The following is a 15308-nucleotide window of genomic DNA, read 5'->3' on the forward strand; positions in this document are numbered from 1 at the left end:
TCTGGTGGTGCCGCCGCGATGAGCCCGATGGCTATCGTTTTTTGCCGGGCATCTTTTGAATTGCGAAATCCATCATGATGTCGAATTGAGTTTCAATCAAGGCGATATCGTATTTTTATGAGATTTTCTGATTTTTTATTTTGGCGCGTGAAATATTTTTGGTGGCCGTCCCGGATTTTTATTTTCGAATTTCGGCTACAGGAGGGGCGAAAAGCGGGCGCCGCACCGCATCTTCCGAGCATGGCAGGAGCGGTGCAGTGCCTGTATGGTGCTTAGGTGCCGGCATCCCGAGATCCGCGGTCCCATGATACACCCGCTGCGCCTCAACAAGTTTCCGGAAGAGCATCCGGACCCGATCATCTCCTTCGTGGGGACCGAAGCGGCCGGTGCCGTGACCAGGCCGCACGCGCATGCGCGTGCGCAGCTGTTTCACATCCTGCGCGGTTCCGTCACCGTGGTGACGCAGGGCGGCAGCTTCGTCGTGCCGCCCGAACGGGCGATCTTCATTCCGCCCGGCATCGTCCATCACTCCAACTACCACACCGAGACCGACGTCCGGTTTCTCTACATGCGGCCCGAGGGCCTGCCGACGATGCCGGACACGCCCTTCGTGGTCCATGTGACGCCCTTGCTGAGAGAGCTGATCCTGGCCTTCATGGGGGCGGCGCCGGACTATCCCCCGGACGGTCCGACCGGGCGCCTGGCTGCCGTGCTCGTCGATCAGATCGCCGCCTCGCGCGTCGCGCCGCTGCATCTGCCGATCCCCGAGGAGCCGCGTCTGCGCGAGGCGATCCGTCCGCTCATCGACGATCCGGCCGTCGATCTTTCGGCAAGCGAGCTTGCGGCGCGGGCCAATCTGTCGCTGCGCTCCTTCGAGCGGCATTTCCCCGCCCAGACGGGCCTCTCCTTCCGCGCCTGGCGGCAGCAGGCCAAGCTGATGAAGGCGGTGGAATGGTTGTCGCAGGGGCTGTCCGTCGGCGAGGTGTCCGACCGGCTCGGCTACGAGGGGCCGAGCGCCTTCGTCGCCTCGTTCAAGAAGTCGTTCGGCGTCACGCCGGGACGCTATTTCGGCGACTGACAGGGGCTGCCGAAAAGCCGTTTCCGCCTCCGCCGAGGCGGCCGGAAACGGCCTCGGGGCTTATCCACGGGGCCTGCGGGCGAAATGCGCCGGTTCTCCGGGTTTACTCGAAATTTGCGGCGAGTTGAGACGGATTTCGATGTCGGATTCTCGAAATTCGCCGGAATCTCTTCAATTCCGCGCAATGTCGCCTCCGCGTCCCTTCGGGGACAGGCGGGGGACAGGATCGCGGCGGCCGGCGCGATCTCAGCGACGATGGCGGGGATAGTGCGGGCACGGCGCCGCCTGCCGGGGATAACTCGTTTTTCGCGGTTTCAACCCGAAAACGGGGATAGGCCGGCGCCTATCCTCGCGCCGTGCGCTAGCGCGACAGCTCCTTCATGGCTGCTTCGAGCCCGTTCAGCGTCAGGGGATAGTGGCGCCCGTCCATCAGCTCCCTGATCATCTGGATCGAGTGGGTATAGCCCCAGTGCCGCTCGGCCACCGGATTGAGCCAGACGCTGCGCGCGTAGTGGCTGGCGAGCCTGTCGATCCACACCGAGCCGGCCTCCTCGTTCCAGTGTTCCACCGAGCCGCCGGCATAGGCGATCTCGTAGGGGCTCATCGAGGCGTCGCCGACGAAGATCAGCTTGTAGTCGGGGCCGTACTTGTGCAGCACGTCCCAGGTCGGGATGCGCTCGGAATGGCGGCGGGCGTTGTTTTTCCAGACGAATTCGTACGGGCAGTTGTGGAAGTAGAAATACTCCATGACCTTGAATTCGGAGCGGGCCGCGGAAAACAGCTCCTCGCAGACCCGGATATGGTCGTCCATCGACCCGCCGATGTCGAAAAACAGCAGCACCTTCACGGCGTTGCGCCGCTCGGGCCGCATCCGGATGTCGAGCAGGCCGCGATGGGCGGTGGCGCGGATCGTGTCGTCGAGGTCGAGCTCGTCGTGGGCGCCCTGGCGAGCGAAGCGGCGCAACCGCTTGAGGGCGACCTTGATGTTGCGGGTGCCCAGTTCCACCGTGCCGTCGAGGTCGCGGAAGGAGCGCTTGTCCCACACTTTCACCGCCCGGCGGTGGCGGCTTTCCGCCTGGCCGATGCGCACCCCTTCCGGGTTGTACCCGTAGGCGCCGAAGGGCGAAGTGCCGGCCGTGCCGATCCACTTGCTGCCGCCCTGGTGCCGTCCCTGCTGCTCCTTCAGCCGCTCGCGCAGCGTCTCCATCAGCTTCTCGAAGCCGCCGAGCGCCTCGATCTGGGCCTTCTCTTCCTCGGTGAGATGCTTCTCGGCGAGCTTGCGCAGCCATTCCTCGGGCAGCTCGCGCGCCTCGGTGCCGTCGCCGCCGCCGAGCTCCAGGCCGTTGAAGGTCTGGCCGAACACCCGGTCGAACCGGTCGAGATTCGCCTCGTCCTTCACCAGGCAGGCGCGAGAGAGGTAATAGAAATCATCTACGCTCTTGTCGGCGAGGTCGGCCTTCAGCGCCTCCATCAGCGTCAGGTATTCCCGCAAGGAGACGGGCAGGCCGGCGGCACGCAGATTGGTGAGGAAGGTCAGGAACATGGGCGAAGGTTAGGGAGAACACGGGCGCTTGTCGAGCGTGCGTTTGCAGCGAACGCGGGTCAGGAGCGCTCGCCTTGCGGGCGGCCTTCCGCCTTTTCCAGCAAGGCCTTGGCTTCGGGATCGGCCCGGAACAGCTCGCCCATCACGTCGGACACGCCGGGGCCGGACCTGCCGATGAAGGGGATGGGACGGCAGACCTCGATGGCGGCGATGCCGACGCGGGCGGTCAGCAGCCCGTTGACGACACCCTCGCCGAGGCGGGCGGAGAGCCGCGCGGCAAGACCATGGCCGAGCAGCTGCGAGACGAGACTGTCCCCGGCCGCCATGCCGCCGGTCATGGCCAAGTGCGCACCGACATGGCGGGCGAGCCGCAGGAAGCCGATGAGGCCGGGACGCCCGCCATAGAGCGTTGCGAGGCGGCGCATGATCCGCAGGTTCTCGATCAGCACGATGGCAAGGTCGAGGGCAGCCCGCGGCGAGACGGCGGTGACCACGGACACGCGTTTGACGCTGTCCCTGACGATGCGCACGGCACGCGCGTCCAGCTCCTTCAGCAGGTCCCGCTCGGCCAGGACGATGAGGTCGCGGCCGTCGATGATCTCACGCATATGGCCGCTTAAGGCATTGCGCCCGCGTGCGGTTTCCGGACGCGCCGTGTAGAGGGCGATCAGTTCGCGAAGGCCGGCGCGCGCCTTGTCCTGGTCGTCGGCCTCCGCCGCCTCGGCGAAAGTCTTGCGCAGGCTCTCGATATGGCGCAGGCGCAGGATCCCGAAGATTTCGCGGAGGATCAGCCCCAGTGCACCGAGTGCTGCAAGGGCGGCAAGGCCGATGCCGAGCCAGCCGAGCCAGTCGTTGCGCGAAAAGAGGTCGCGGATCAGCGCGTCGACGGACAGTCCCACCGCCAGCGACACGAGTCCCCCGAGACCGACGGCGAACCAGCGACCCCAGCGGATGCCGGCCTTGCGTTCGGGCGCAGGCAGCCCGGCGGCGTCCCCCTCGCGGGTCGGTACGATCCTCGCTTCGCCGGCCAGCGTCGGCTGCGGGTCCTCCTCGGCGGTCATGCGCACGCGGGCGTCGTCCAGGCGGAAGGCTGCCGGCTTGCGGTCCTGCCGTGGCCTGTCGTTCCTTGAGGTCATGCCAGACGATCTCCGATGAGAAACTGCAGGGCGCGGTCGAGACGGATATGGGGCAGCGACAGCTTTACGCCCTCGGCGGTCACCTGCAGTTCGGGCGGGCGAAACCGCACGAAGCGGACCGAGGAGGCGGGCGCATCGGCGGCGAACAGCACGTCCGGATCGTCCGGCAGGTCGCCGGGGAACAGCGCGATTTCCGTGCGTCCGTCATAGGTCTCGCCGTTGACCCGCTCGCCGGTGAGCGGGGTGCCGAGGATTGCCGGCATGGTCTCGCCGTCGTGGGTCAGGCTCGCCTCGCGCGTTGCGCGGATGGCGGCGAGCGCCAGCACGTCGACGTCGGCACCGCTGTATTCGGCGCGCTGGATCGCCCGTCCGACGAGACGTTTGAGGATGGCCTCCAGCCGGTCGTGATCGGTGCGATTGAGGTGATCGGCCTTGGTCGCGGCGAACAGGATGCGGTCGATGCGCCGGGCGAAGATCGAGAAGATCCGCGCCACCTTGCCCGGCCGAAAGGCCGAGAGGATCTCGGCCAGCGCGACCTCCAGGTCGGCCAGCGCGGCCGGGCCGGCATTGAGCGCGTTGAGCGCGTCGACCAGCACGATCTGGCGGTCGAGACGGGCGAAGTGATCGCGGAAGAACGGCCGAACCACGTGCTTCTTGTAGGCCTCATAGCGGCGCTCCATCATCGCCGCCAGCGAGCCCGGCTTCAGCGTGCCGTCGTGGCCGGAAAGATCGAGCGGCGCGAAGGTGAGGGCGGGCGAGCCTTCCAGGTCTCCCGGCATCAGGAACCGGCCGGGGGGCAACATGGAGAGTGCCCGCTCGTCCTCGCGGCAGGCGCGCAGATAGTCGGTATAGGCGGCCGCAAGCCGGCGGGCCTGCTGCTCGTCGGCTTCCGCGCCCGGATCGGTCTCGGCAAGGATCGCGAGATAGGGGGCCGCGACCGTCTCGCGGACGGGCTCGCGCGCCCGCACCAGAGCTTCCGCGCAGAACGTGCGGAAGTCCTTTTCCAGCAGGGGCAGGTCGAGCAGCCACTCGCCGGGATAGTCGACAATGTCGAGATGCAGCTTGCCGCGTCCGAGGGCGCGCGACAGGAAATGGGCGGACTCGAATTCTATCGTCAGCCGCAGCTCGGACACCTGGCGGGTCGATTGCGGCCAGATCCGCTCTTTCAGCAGCGTGTCCACATGCGCCTCGACGTCGAAGCGGGGCACGTTGTCGTCCGGCTGCGGCTCGAGATAGGCGCGGGCGATCCGCCCACCGGCCGCGGCCTCGAACAGGGGCAGCCGTCCGCCGTGGATCAGGTTGTGCACCAGCGCGGTGATGAACACCGTCTTGCCGGCGCGCGACAAGCCGGTGACGCCGAGCCGCAGCGTCGGCGTGCCGAGCGTCGATGCGGTCTCCGTGATGTTCTCGATGGAATAGCGGACCTCGTCGGTCACGCGGGTCAGAAAGCTGCGTTTCGTCAAGATGGTTCTCCGCCGACCCATGTGGGGAAGCGAGGCGGGGCTTGCAAGCGCGTCCCGGATCAGCGGTCTTGCGCGGGCGTGCAGTCGTTTGCCGCCTCGGGCAGGGCGGACATGGAGGTGGTGGCCGCCAGATGGCGCGGCAGACAATAGGCGACGACGCGCCCCGAGCCCGGTTCGACCGTCGACCAGTCCGCTGCATCGAAGTCTACCACCGCCAGGGCAGCGGTGGGATATTTCGCCGCGATCGCCTCGCGCAGCGTCGGATTGCCCGTGCCGATCAGCGACAGGGCGGTGTCCTGCGTCGCCGGGTTGTGCCCGACCACCAGCAGGCTGCGCGCCGTGCCGCCGCGGCTGCGGATGATCCCGAGATAGTCGAGATCGGACTCGTCGTAGAGCGAGCGGGTCAGGTGGATGTCCGCCTCGCCCGAAAGGGCCGGCAGGAGCGCGGCAAGCGTCTCGCGCGTGCGCTGGGCGGTGGAGCAGAGAATGCGAGCCGGCTGCAGGCCGTGCCGCGCCATATGGGCGCCGACCTCGGGGGCCGCCTGGCGGCCGCGCTCGTTGAGCGGGCGCTGGAAATCGGAAAGGCCGGGCTGGCCCCAGTCGGATTTTGCGTGTCTCAGCAACAGCAGTCGCAGCATGGCAGGCTTGGCTCCCCGGCATTGGCACTGGAGAGGGATTTAATCACAGGCATCCGGCGGGTGTCCGGTCAAATCGCGGTCGCACAGCGTCGCCGCTCAATCGCCGCTCTCGGAGGCGCGATATTCCAGGATATCGCCGGGCTGGCAGTCGAGCACCTCGCAGATCCTCTCCAGCGTCTCGAAACGCACGCCCTTCACCTTGCCGGACTTCAGCAGCGAGACGTTCTGCTCGGTGATGCCGATGCGCTCGGCCAGATCGCGCGATCGCATTTTCCGGCGCGCCAGCATGACGTCAAGGTTGATGATGATCGGCATGGCCCGATCCTCCTACACGAATTGACGGTTTTCGTCCGCAATTCTTGCAGCCTCTTCCAGGGTCCAGCCGAGCACGATCAGCAGGATACCCGAGATGATCGTGGTGATGTCATCGCTGGAGATGCCGACGACGACCTCTCGCTGACCGGGAGGGTTCGGCAGGCTGAGAACGACGCTGGCCAGGGCGCGCAGCAGGATCTCGAGCGGCCCGAGGGCAACGATCACGATGCCGATGCGCCGCAGGATGCGGCCGCTGGCCGGGACCAGGATCTGGCCACGGGCAAAGCCGAGGAAGAGACGGTGGAGCAGCAGCAGCACCATTACTCCCAGAGCCGCGGGCACGGCGGCAATGACCATGGCAGCGATACGAGTCTCGGGGGTCAGCACCGTCCGGCTGGACGCCTTCAGCGCCTCCATGAGCCAGTCGTCAAGACCGGGAGGATGGAAGACGAGCACGGCGAGCAGGGCAGCGGGAACCGCTGCCGCGGCAACCAGGGTGATCGTCGCCATGGTGCGGCTGACGCGGACGATCCGGGCGAGGCGGGGGTTGTCGCCGGCCATGGCTTTCGCGTTGGACGTCATTTTGTACTCCTCATCCTTTAATTTATATTTTTTACTGTTATACAATAAAAAAATATCGTCAATCACGATTTTGGTTCGACTCCCTAGGAGGCCTTCATGCGCAAGCCGCATTTCCTTCCATTCTCCGTTCGGCAGCTCGCCTATCTCGTGGGCATCCTGAGCGCCGCTGCACTTGCCGCCTCCTGTGGTCACGTGCCGCTGGGAAGCCTGATCAGCTTGCGCAATTTCGACCTGGAGACGACCGATCCCGAGCGGCTGAGGATTGCCGTTCGCCATCCCGACTGGATCCGGGTGATGCCGGGCGGCGCACGCATGGTCGTCGAGCAGAAGCGCAAGTCGGACGGCCGCACGGTCCTGCGGGAGGAGGTGCGTTTTCGCGAGAGCGCGACGGGAGAAGACCTCGTGGCGCTTGGCAGGGAACGGCGGCGAGGCACCGAACTGCGCGTCTACCGCGTCGCCGCTGAGGATGTGCGCCGGTTTGCCGACGTGCAGGCGCTTTTGCGCCGGCAGTCTCCCGAGGAGCGAGCCGCGCTGGAGGGAAGTCTCAGCGTCGCGGTCGCCGGCTGCCGGCTGCCGGTCGTGCCGCCGGGTCCGGCGCTTGTCTCGACCTATCTTGCCGCGGAGGAGACCGACGGTTTCGTGCCTCTGCTGCGCGACTTCGACCTCGGCAAGGCGATGATCACGGCGGGCGCGCCCGAGGCCGGGCCGATCAGCCTTTGCCCGCAGGCCGGAGGCGAAGGGGCGGACTAGTCACCCGACTCTGAAGTTCGTCGCGTTGAGCGGCATGCTCTCGACGAACTTCAGAGTTCAAAGGGTGACTAGCAAGCATGTGTTTCTGGTGTGGTTTCCGAGTTTGAAATACGCTCCCCGGCACGTTGCAAAAACGAGGCGCTTTTCAAATCCACCACGCTAGCGCGAGGCCAGCAGTCCGGCAAAGGCGGTGACCAGCGGGCCGATCTCGTCGGCCTCGTCCGGGAGGGCGTAGGAGATCCACAGCGTGTAGTCGGCGGTGCCGTTGCGGAAGCGCCAGAGGGTTTCGCACCGATCCGAAGTCCCACGCCTGCCGGTCAGGAAGGAAATCCCCGATGCTGCGGCGCCGGAAGTGGCGACCAGCTTGAAACCGGCGGCCCGGAAGCGGTCGCGGAACGATCGGGCCGCCTGTTCCCCGGTTCCCGAAGGATGGCTGCGCAGGACGGCCGAAATCCCTTCCGCGTTCTGGTAGACGCAGCCGGCCAGCCGGTCGGCCGAGCCGACGAGCACGCGCGTGCGGTTGAGGGTGGCCAGCGTGTCGGGACAGACGAGGCCGGTGAAATGCCGCATGCCGTCGACGACATTGGTCCAGCCGGCATCCGTTCCCCGTTCCTGTGCGGCGGCAGGCGGCGTCCATGCCACGGCGAGCGCAAGGGCGGCGACGGCGAAGACTGCCCCATGCGCCATTCGCCTGGCCATGGCTCAGCGTCCATCGCGCCGGTTGAGGAAGGCCAGCTTCTCGAACAGCTGCACGTCCTGCTCGTTCTTGAGCAGGGCGCCGTGCAGCGGCGGGATCAGCTTGCGCCCGTCGCGTTCGCGCAGCGTCGCCGCATCCACGTCCTCGTTGAGCAGCAGCGTGATCCAGTCGAGCAACTCCGAGGTGGAGGGTTTCTTCTTCAGGCCCGGCGTGTCGCGGATGTCGTAGAACATCTTGAGCGCCTCGCGCAGCAGTTCCCGCTTCAGGCCGGGGAAATGCACCTCGACGATCTCGGACATGGTCTGGGCATCGGGGAAGGTGATGTAGTGGAAGAAGCAGCGGCGCAGAAAGGCGTCCGGCAGTTCCTTCTCGTTGTTGGAGGTGATGATCACGACCGGGCGCTGGCGCGCGGCGATGGTCTCGCCGGTCTCGTAGACGTGGAACTCCATCCGGTCGAGCTCGCGAAGCAGGTCGTTCGGGAACTCGATGTCCGCCTTGTCGATCTCGTCGATCAGCAGCACCGGACGGGCATCCGCGGTGAAGGCCTCCCAGAGGCGGCCCTTGCGGATGTAGTTGGCGATGTCGTGGACGCGGTCGTCGCCGAGCTGGCTGTCGCGCAGGCGCGAGACGGCGTCGTACTCGTAGAGACCCTGCTGCGCCTTGGTGGTCGACTTGATGTGCCACTCGATGAGGTCCGCCCCGAGAGCGGAGGCGATCTCCTGCGCCAGCACGGTCTTGCCCGTTCCCGGCTCGCCCTTAACCAGCAACGGCCGTTGCAGCGCGATCGCCGCGTTGACCGCGATCCGCAGATCCTCGGTTGCGACATAGCCGGTCGTGCCTTCGAAGCGCATGAATTTCCCCGCAAGACTGATCTCGTTGCGCTGCACAGTATGGGGCGGTGCAAGGCTGCGCAAGACCTGCCCGGTCGGCACCGGCGCTCGGCATTTGTTGCCGGGAGGCAGGGACAAAGCTGCCGCCCTCAAGCCCCGATCCGGTCGGTTTGAAAAGCTGTATCGTTGTTTTTCAATGACTTGCAGGTTGTCCCGAAACTGGCACGACACTTGCCAACTCCAGACATCAAGATCGTGGTCCGTCTGATGGGCCCGTCACGCCATCCGATCCGTTCTGGAGGTTCACATGGGTGTTTTTGGTGCATTGAATGCGGCCGTGTCCGGCCTTTCCGCGCAGGCCTATGCGCTGGAGAACATCTCGGGCAACATCGCCAACTCGGCGACCGTCGGGTACAAGCGGCTCGACACGTCGTTCTCCGACCTGGTGGGCGGCGGCAAGGGCGCCCAGCCCGGCCAGATCGCCGGCACGGTTTCGGCGAGTTCGCGGGCGACCAACGGTATCCAGGGCGACCTGCAGCAGAGCCAGGTCGATACCTATATGGGTATCAACGGCAGCGGCTATTTCGTGGTGCAGGGCCGCGCGGGCGAGGTTGACGGGCGGTCGATCTTCACCGGCAACGACCTCTACACCCGCCGCGGCGACTTCGAGATCGACAAGGAAGGTCGCCTGGTCAACGGCGCCGGCTACTACCTGATGGGCCAGCCGATCGACCCCGTCACCAAGAACGTCTCCGGTTCGGTGCCGTCCATCATCACGATCGACAGTTCGGTGATCCCGGCGGTAGTGACCGACCGGATCTCCTACGAGGGCAACCTGCCGACGACGCCGCAGACCAGCGCCTATCTGGCCGGCGGATCGGACCTGCTCGATGCGGCCTTGACCAAGGCCTCGACCGGCGCGGCTCCGGATGCGGTCCCTGCCCCCCAGGTGGTCGGCGCGAATGAGATTTCCGCCGATGACGAAGTCAACTTCCTGAACAGCTCCATCGCCGGCGAGGCCATCACGGTCTACAACGCGAGCGGCACGCCGGTGAACGTCCAGATGCGCTGGGCCAAGACCTTCGAGGACGACGGCGCGCAGTCCGACACCTGGTCGCTGTACTATCTCTCCGATTCCGATGCGACCGGCACCGACCCCAAGTGGACCAAGGTCTCCGACGCCCAGTTCGGCTCGGACGGTCGCATGGCGATCCCGGCGACGAGCAACATGACGATGGCCGGCCTCACCGTCGACGGACAGCCCGTCGGCGACGTGACGCTCGACTTCGGCACCAATGCGCTGACGCAGTTTGCCGACAGCAACGGCGCGGCCAAGATCTCCAAGCTGCGCCAGAATGGTTATCCGGCCGGTGACCTGACCGGCGTGTCCGTTTCGGAGGCCGGCCGCCTTGTTGCTTCGTATTCCAACGGCCGTACCCGCGAGCTCTACGAGATTTCCCTCGTGTCGTTCTCCGGCGAAGCCTGGCTGGAGCGCGTCAACGGTGGCGCCTTCGAGGTGACGCCGGCGTCCGGCGAGCCGATTGCGGGTGCCAACGGCACCATCGTGGGCAAGCGCCTCGAGGCGTCGAATACGGACATTGCCGACGAGTTTTCCAAGCTGATCGTGACTCAGCAGGCCTATTCGGCGAACACCCGTATCGTCAGTTCCAGCGACGAGATGCTTCAGGAAGCGATCAACATGATCCGCTGACGCGGGCCGGGGACCAGCCGGCCGGCGCACACCGCGCCGGCCGGTCTTTTGGACGCGAAGACTAGACGCCGGGTGAGACCATGGGACTGGGCAGCGCTCTCAACACTGCATTGATCGGGCTGGGGTTCAACCAGCGCCAGCTCGATGTGACGGCGGGCAACATCGCCAATGCCGGCAATGTCGGCTACACTCGCAAGTCGATCAGCGCGTCCGCGTCCTATGACGGCAACGGGCGCATTACCGGCGTCGACGTGGACAGCATGCGGCGCTATCTCGATGTTGCCGTGCAAAGCCAGTACCGCACGTCGCTTGCCGAAAATCAGTATGCGTCCGTCTCGCAGCAGTATCTGTCCCGCGTCGATACGATGTTCGGGACCATCGGCGATTCAGGATCCCTGTCGAATTCCTACAATGAATTCGTTGCGTCGATGTCGAACCTGGTTTCGGGTCCGGAGGACTATTCCAACCGGCTGGAAGTCCTGAGAATGGCAGACCAGCTGGCCGGCAAGCTGAACGCAATGTCGTCCGATATCCAGTCGATGCGACAGGAAGTCGAGTATCAGATCTCCGACCAGGTCGACCGGGTCAACGAGCTGCTCGGCGATATCCAGAAACTCGACCGCCAGATCGTGGCTTCGTCCCAGGACGGCTCCGATCCCGTCGGCCTGATGGACCAGCGCGACATGATGCTGGAGGAACTCTCCGGCTATATTGACATCACCGTGAAGCCGACCGAGCAGGGCGGCGTGCGCATCCACATGGGCGGCGGCACGCTGCTCTACGATGTGGACGTGATGAAGCTGAAGTTCGACGCCCGGGGCAGCGTCAACGCCGATTCGCTCTACTCGCTCAATTCGAACGAGCGCGGCGTCGGAACCCTGGTTCTGGAGAATTCGGAAGGCAGCCAGATCGACCTGCTGTCGACGCGGACGCTGCGCAGCGGCTCCATCGCAGGTCTCGTCAACATGCGCGACGAGGCACTGGTGCACGCGCAGAACCAGCTCGACGAGCTCGCAGGCTCGATCGCCAGGGCCTTCTCCACCCATGAGCAGCAGGGAACGCCCTACGTCGATGCCGGCGTCCAGACCGGCTATGAGGTGGACCTTGGCAACCTGCAGCCGGGCGACAGTCTCAGCTTCGAGTTCAAGGACCTTGCGACAGGGCGCACCAAATCGGTGACGATCTACCGGAGCGACGGCCCGGTTCCGCCGGCCCTGACCTCGACCAACGATTCCAACGACATCTTCCTCGCCGTGGACTTCTCCAGCGGCGACTACAACACGATTGCCGGCAATATCCAGGCGGCGCTGGACGGGGATCCGCGGATCGGCGCAGGTGCGTTCGCCGCCTCCAATCCTGCGGGGTCCACGCTGCGTCTGGAGAGCACGGCGCCCGCGAGCCAGCGCATCGAGGGCCTCAGCGCTTTCGAGACCGCGAGCGGTCCGTCCGCCTATGGCGACGCGTTCTCGCTCTTCGTGGACGATGCGGGGCAGCCGTTCACGGGAATGGCGGATGGGCGTCCTAATGTCACCGGGTTCGCATCGCGGATCCGCATTTCGGAAGACCTGCTCAACGACCCGTCGCTGCTGGTCGAGTATGCACCCGGCGTCGCCAGCGGCGACACGACACGGCCGCAGGCAATCCTGGACAAGCTGACCGGCACCTCCACGGCCTTTTCGCCGGGCACGAAGATCGGCGGCGCAAGCTCCGTGTTCAAGGGCTCGATCGCCGACTTCGTGACGGCCAGCGTCTCGCACCAGAGCGGCCGCTCGGCCCAGGCCAAGGCCACTCTTGCCGGCCAGGAGGTGGTGACCGCCAACCTGAAGACCCGGCTGGATGACAGCTCGAAGGTCGATGTCGACCAGGAACTGGCGCAACTCGTCACTTTGCAAAACGCTTACGCGGCCAACGCCCGCGTCATGCAGGTGGTGCGGGAACTCTACGATATCCTGATGCGGAGCTAGCGAGAGCGATGGCGATCAATCCCTATTCGAGCAGCTTCAACATGCCGCGACAGGCCAGCTACCTGACTTCGCTGCGTTCGCAGATGGACGATCTGCAACGGCAGCTCGGTACCGGCCTGAAGTCGCAGACCTATGGCGGGCTCGGCTCCGAGCGCGTGCTCGACCTGTCGCTGCGACAGCAGCTCACTTCGGTCGGGGTGTACAACCAGACGATCCAGATCGCCGAGTTGCGGCTCGACACGCTCGACAAGACCAGTTCCCGGATGGAGGCCATCCGGATCGAGTCCAAAGCCTCAACGGACAGGAACAATTTCGAGCTGTTCAGCAACGGCCGCACGTCCTCGCAGACATCCGCGGAGATCTCGTTGCGCGAGTTCATGGCGCATCTGAACACGGATGTCGGCGGACGCTATCTGTTTTCCGGAAAGACGGCGGACACTCTGCCGGTCCAGAGCCTCGACTACGTCCTGGCGGGGGACGGCAACTATGCCGGCCTCAAGACGGTGATCAGCGAGTACAATCAGGCGGATCTCGGTGCGCTCGGCAACGGACGCACCACCACCGCCGTCGCAGGCACCACGGCGACACTGTCGGAGGACGGGGCACACCCCTTCGGCTTCAAGATCGACAGCGTTTCCTCGGGCCTCAGCAATGTCACGGTGAACCAGACCGCGGGACCGCCGGCATCGCTCGATGTGGACTTTACCGGCCAGCCCGAGCCGGGGCAGGGCATCCGCATCTTCATGAACCTGCCGGACGGCACGAGCACCGAGATCACCATCGGCGTCGAGGGCGGCCAGGACGATCCCGAGTTCACCTTCCAGCGCGGAGCGACGCCGGCCGATACGGCGGCAAACTTCAAGGCGACGCTGGACACTGCGCTCCAGAAGGTGGCCGGCACCGAGTTGAAGGCCGCCTCGACCGTCCGGGCGTCGGACAGCTTCTTCGACACTGCACCGAAGTCGCCGGTGCCGCCCGGCTACCTGCCTCAGGCGCGGGTGGTGCCGAATGCCGGCGACTTTGCGACCGCGACCTCGCTGCGCGACGGCACGTCCGACACGGTCTCCTGGTATGTCGGCGACAATTCGGGTGGAGATCCGCGTACCGACATGCGTGCGACCATCGACGAGAACCTCACGGTCAGCTACGGAGCGCGTGCCAACGAGGACGGCTATCGTCAGGTGGTGCAGGCGCTGGCCGCCTTCGTGGCGTCCGACTTCTCGTCGTCGCAGCCCGAAAACCAGGGCTTCTACCAGGCGATGGCCGACCGGTCGAACGCGGTGCTGACCCCGGACGGCGCAGAGGCATCGGGGATCCGCAAGAACCACATGGAGTTTGCGGCAGTTCAGCGCACGATGGCGGATGCCAAGGAGCGCCATCGGGTCGAGGAAGGCTCGCTGAAGCTGATGATCGACGAGATCGAAGGTATCAACCGGGAAGAAGTCGCGGCAAAGCTTCTCACCCTGCGGACGAACCTTGAAGTGAGCTATCAGGCAACGAGCATCACGCTGCAGATGTCGCTCGCCAGCTACCTGTAGGTCGTGAACTCGTAATTCTGGCGTATCTCCGTGCCCGGCGAAGTCTCTTCGCCGGGCTTTGTCGTGTGCGGCAGTCGCAGGCACGGAAGCGCGCAGGCCGCCGGAACGCAAAACGCCGGCGCAAGGCCGGCGTCCGAAAGTCAGGGAAGGGGAGGAGGAGCCCAAGAGCACCCCGGCGTCAGGTGCCTCGCAGGCCCTGAGCGATGTTGCGATTGATCTGGATCAGCGTCGTCAGCCGCTCGGGGCTCGGATTGGTCATCACATCAAGCGTGTGCTTGAGAATGAACGCGCCAAGCGAACCGAGGTTCTGCTTGATCTCCATCGGCATCGGATTGTCGTTGCTCGTGACCGAGGTCGCGAGGATCGTCCAGAGGCGACGGTTATAGGACAGCGCTTCGTCCAGCGTCACCGGGCCGTCGTCGTTGCCCCAATCATCCTTGACTGCCTGAAGCCTGGCTGCCGCCTTGAGAAGCAGCGTGGCCTCCAGTTCGCGCGGGCTCACGGTCGATTGCGTCGTCTGCTGATATGCTGCAGTGGCCAGATTGTGCATGTGCGATCAGTTCCCGTTCGTACTCGACCAGTTCCTTAGCCCGTCGCAAGGCAGCGTAGAGAGAACCGGTTAAGATCTCATTGTTGACGGCGTCGATCAGGCCGATAGTGCTCGGCGCCGCCTGAATGAAGTCGTTGATCAGATCGAAATAGACCTTCCTGTGCCGCTCGATATCCTGATTGAGATACATGAGCTGCACCGCAAGATAAATCCGTTTCGCGGGCGTATTTGCGGTTTCGGCTGTGTAGATGTCTTTCTCGCGAAGGATCGGCTCGCTGCCCTCGATGAAGATATGCGTTCGATGGTCGCCGTTGGTGATCACGGTTGACCCGACGATAAATCTTTCCCTGGGGCGTAGTTCGATCTTCAGTGCCATGGTCGAATACTCTCATAGCGCCGTGATTCAAGCAAGAACTTAAGCGCTTCCAGAATAAAAAAGGCGGCGGGAGGCCCGCCGCCTGGAAATAGTTGCCTAGTATTTACCTTAGAACAGACGCAGCACCGCCTGATCGG

The 15308-nt window shown here is 65.1% G+C and carries 15 protein-coding genes; 5 read left to right on the plus strand and 10 right to left on the minus strand.

Annotation, left to right across the window (positions count from 1 at the left end):
- Nucleotides 1-304: 304 nt before the first annotated feature.
- Complete coding sequence (locus MNI96_RS13890; protein WP_249694080.1) at nucleotides 305-1078, plus strand: AraC family transcriptional regulator; 774 nt, start codon at nucleotides 305-307, stop codon at nucleotides 1076-1078.
- Between the two features lie 361 nt (nucleotides 1079-1439).
- On the opposite strand, the gene MNI96_RS13895 is transcribed toward MNI96_RS13890, so the two are convergent.
- The 6 genes from MNI96_RS13895 to MNI96_RS13920 all read right to left on the minus strand — a co-directional run bounded on the left by MNI96_RS13895 (nucleotide 1440) and on the right by MNI96_RS13920 (nucleotide 6755).
- The gene (locus MNI96_RS13895) at nucleotides 1440-2621 is read right to left on the minus strand and encodes a vWA domain-containing protein (protein WP_249694082.1); all 1182 of its coding nucleotides are present in this window, start codon (nucleotides 2619-2621) and stop codon (nucleotides 1440-1442) included.
- Nucleotides 2622-2680: 59 nt separating this feature from the next.
- Nucleotides 2681-3757, minus strand: a complete 1077-nt coding sequence (locus MNI96_RS13900) for a YcjF family protein (RefSeq protein ID WP_249694084.1) — start codon at nucleotides 3755-3757, stop codon at nucleotides 2681-2683.
- Complete coding sequence (locus MNI96_RS13905) at nucleotides 3754-5220, minus strand: YcjX family GTP-binding protein (protein WP_502960337.1); 1467 nt, start codon at nucleotides 5218-5220, stop codon at nucleotides 3754-3756. The genes MNI96_RS13900 and MNI96_RS13905 overlap by 4 nt, the downstream gene beginning before the upstream one ends.
- A 59-nt stretch (nucleotides 5221-5279) precedes the next feature.
- Nucleotides 5280-5858: a SixA phosphatase family protein gene (locus tag MNI96_RS13910; RefSeq protein WP_249694086.1), complete on the minus strand. Its 579-nt coding sequence runs from the start codon at nucleotides 5856-5858 to the stop codon at nucleotides 5280-5282.
- 96 nt (nucleotides 5859-5954) lie between these two features.
- Complete coding sequence (locus tag MNI96_RS13915; protein ID WP_249694087.1) at nucleotides 5955-6173, minus strand: helix-turn-helix domain-containing protein; 219 nt, start codon at nucleotides 6171-6173, stop codon at nucleotides 5955-5957.
- Nucleotides 6174-6185: 12 nt separating this feature from the next.
- A complete protein-coding gene (locus tag MNI96_RS13920; protein ID WP_249694089.1) occupies nucleotides 6186-6755 on the minus strand; it encodes a DUF2975 domain-containing protein in 570 nt (189 codons plus the stop codon).
- A gap of 96 nt (nucleotides 6756-6851) precedes the next feature.
- Between MNI96_RS13920 and MNI96_RS13925 the strand changes: the two genes are divergently transcribed.
- Nucleotides 6852-7505: a hypothetical protein gene (locus tag MNI96_RS13925; protein WP_249694092.1), complete on the plus strand. Its 654-nt coding sequence runs from the start codon at nucleotides 6852-6854 to the stop codon at nucleotides 7503-7505.
- Nucleotides 7506-7664: 159 nt separating this feature from the next.
- Here MNI96_RS13925 and MNI96_RS13930 read toward each other — a convergent pair whose 3' ends face one another.
- Entirely contained in the window at nucleotides 7665-8192 is a 528-nt protein-coding gene (locus tag MNI96_RS13930; RefSeq protein ID WP_249694094.1) for a hypothetical protein, read from the minus strand.
- A gap of 15 nt (nucleotides 8193-8207) precedes the next feature.
- Complete coding sequence (locus tag MNI96_RS13935; RefSeq protein ID WP_249694096.1) at nucleotides 8208-9053, minus strand: AAA family ATPase; 846 nt, start codon at nucleotides 9051-9053, stop codon at nucleotides 8208-8210.
- Nucleotides 9054-9339: 286 nt separating this feature from the next.
- Between MNI96_RS13935 and MNI96_RS13940 the strand changes: the two genes are divergently transcribed.
- From MNI96_RS13940 to MNI96_RS13950, 3 genes are all read left to right on the plus strand, one after another.
- Nucleotides 9340-10743, plus strand: a complete 1404-nt coding sequence (locus tag MNI96_RS13940; RefSeq protein ID WP_249694098.1) for a flagellar hook protein FlgE — start codon at nucleotides 9340-9342, stop codon at nucleotides 10741-10743.
- Nucleotides 10744-10823: 80 nt separating this feature from the next.
- A complete protein-coding gene (gene flgK / locus MNI96_RS13945) occupies nucleotides 10824-12707 on the plus strand; it encodes a flagellar hook-associated protein FlgK (RefSeq protein ID WP_249694100.1) in 1884 nt (627 codons plus the stop codon).
- 8 nt (nucleotides 12708-12715) lie between these two features.
- Nucleotides 12716-14245, plus strand: a complete 1530-nt coding sequence (locus MNI96_RS13950; RefSeq protein WP_249694102.1) for a flagellar protein — start codon at nucleotides 12716-12718, stop codon at nucleotides 14243-14245.
- Nucleotides 14246-14423: 178 nt separating this feature from the next.
- On the opposite strand, the gene flaF is transcribed toward MNI96_RS13950, so the two are convergent.
- Complete coding sequence (flaF, locus tag MNI96_RS13955) at nucleotides 14424-14747, minus strand: flagellar biosynthesis regulator FlaF (protein ID WP_249694104.1); 324 nt, start codon at nucleotides 14745-14747, stop codon at nucleotides 14424-14426.
- The gene (gene flbT, locus MNI96_RS13960) at nucleotides 14677-15171 is read right to left on the minus strand and encodes a flagellar biosynthesis repressor FlbT (RefSeq protein WP_249694106.1); all 495 of its coding nucleotides are present in this window, start codon (nucleotides 15169-15171) and stop codon (nucleotides 14677-14679) included. The genes flaF and flbT overlap by 71 nt, the downstream gene beginning before the upstream one ends.
- Nucleotides 15172-15308: the final 137 nt, after the last annotated feature.

This window comes from Stappia sp. WLB 29, assembly GCF_023507705.1.
In the GTDB taxonomy this organism is placed as follows: domain Bacteria; phylum Pseudomonadota; class Alphaproteobacteria; order Rhizobiales; family Stappiaceae; genus Stappia.

Excerpts from the sequence above, each read along its gene's own strand:
- MNI96_RS13900 (WP_249694084.1), bottom strand. The coding sequence starts at position 3,757 with ATGACCTCAAGGAACGACAGGCCACGGCAGGACCGCAAGCCGGCAGCC.
- MNI96_RS13935 (WP_249694096.1), bottom strand. The coding sequence starts at position 9,053 with ATGCGCTTCGAAGGCACGACCGGCTATGTCGCAACCGAGGATCTGCGG.
- MNI96_RS13890 (WP_249694080.1), top strand. The coding sequence starts at position 305 with ATGATACACCCGCTGCGCCTCAACAAGTTTCCGGAAGAGCATCCGGAC.
- MNI96_RS13940 (WP_249694098.1), top strand. The coding sequence starts at position 9,340 with ATGGGTGTTTTTGGTGCATTGAATGCGGCCGTGTCCGGCCTTTCCGCG.
- MNI96_RS13930 (WP_249694094.1), bottom strand. The coding sequence starts at position 8,192 with ATGGCGCATGGGGCAGTCTTCGCCGTCGCCGCCCTTGCGCTCGCCGTG.
- MNI96_RS13895 (WP_249694082.1), bottom strand. The coding sequence starts at position 2,621 with ATGTTCCTGACCTTCCTCACCAATCTGCGTGCCGCCGGCCTGCCCGTC.
- MNI96_RS13910 (WP_249694086.1), bottom strand. The coding sequence starts at position 5,858 with ATGCTGCGACTGCTGTTGCTGAGACACGCAAAATCCGACTGGGGCCAG.
- flgK (WP_249694100.1), top strand. The coding sequence starts at position 10,824 with ATGGGACTGGGCAGCGCTCTCAACACTGCATTGATCGGGCTGGGGTTC.
- MNI96_RS13920 (WP_249694089.1), bottom strand. The coding sequence starts at position 6,755 with ATGACGTCCAACGCGAAAGCCATGGCCGGCGACAACCCCCGCCTCGCC.
- MNI96_RS13925 (WP_249694092.1), top strand. The coding sequence starts at position 6,852 with ATGCGCAAGCCGCATTTCCTTCCATTCTCCGTTCGGCAGCTCGCCTAT.
- MNI96_RS13915 (WP_249694087.1), bottom strand. The coding sequence starts at position 6,173 with ATGCCGATCATCATCAACCTTGACGTCATGCTGGCGCGCCGGAAAATG.
- flbT (WP_249694106.1), bottom strand. The coding sequence starts at position 15,171 with ATGGCACTGAAGATCGAACTACGCCCCAGGGAAAGATTTATCGTCGGG.
- MNI96_RS13950 (WP_249694102.1), top strand. The coding sequence starts at position 12,716 with ATGGCGATCAATCCCTATTCGAGCAGCTTCAACATGCCGCGACAGGCC.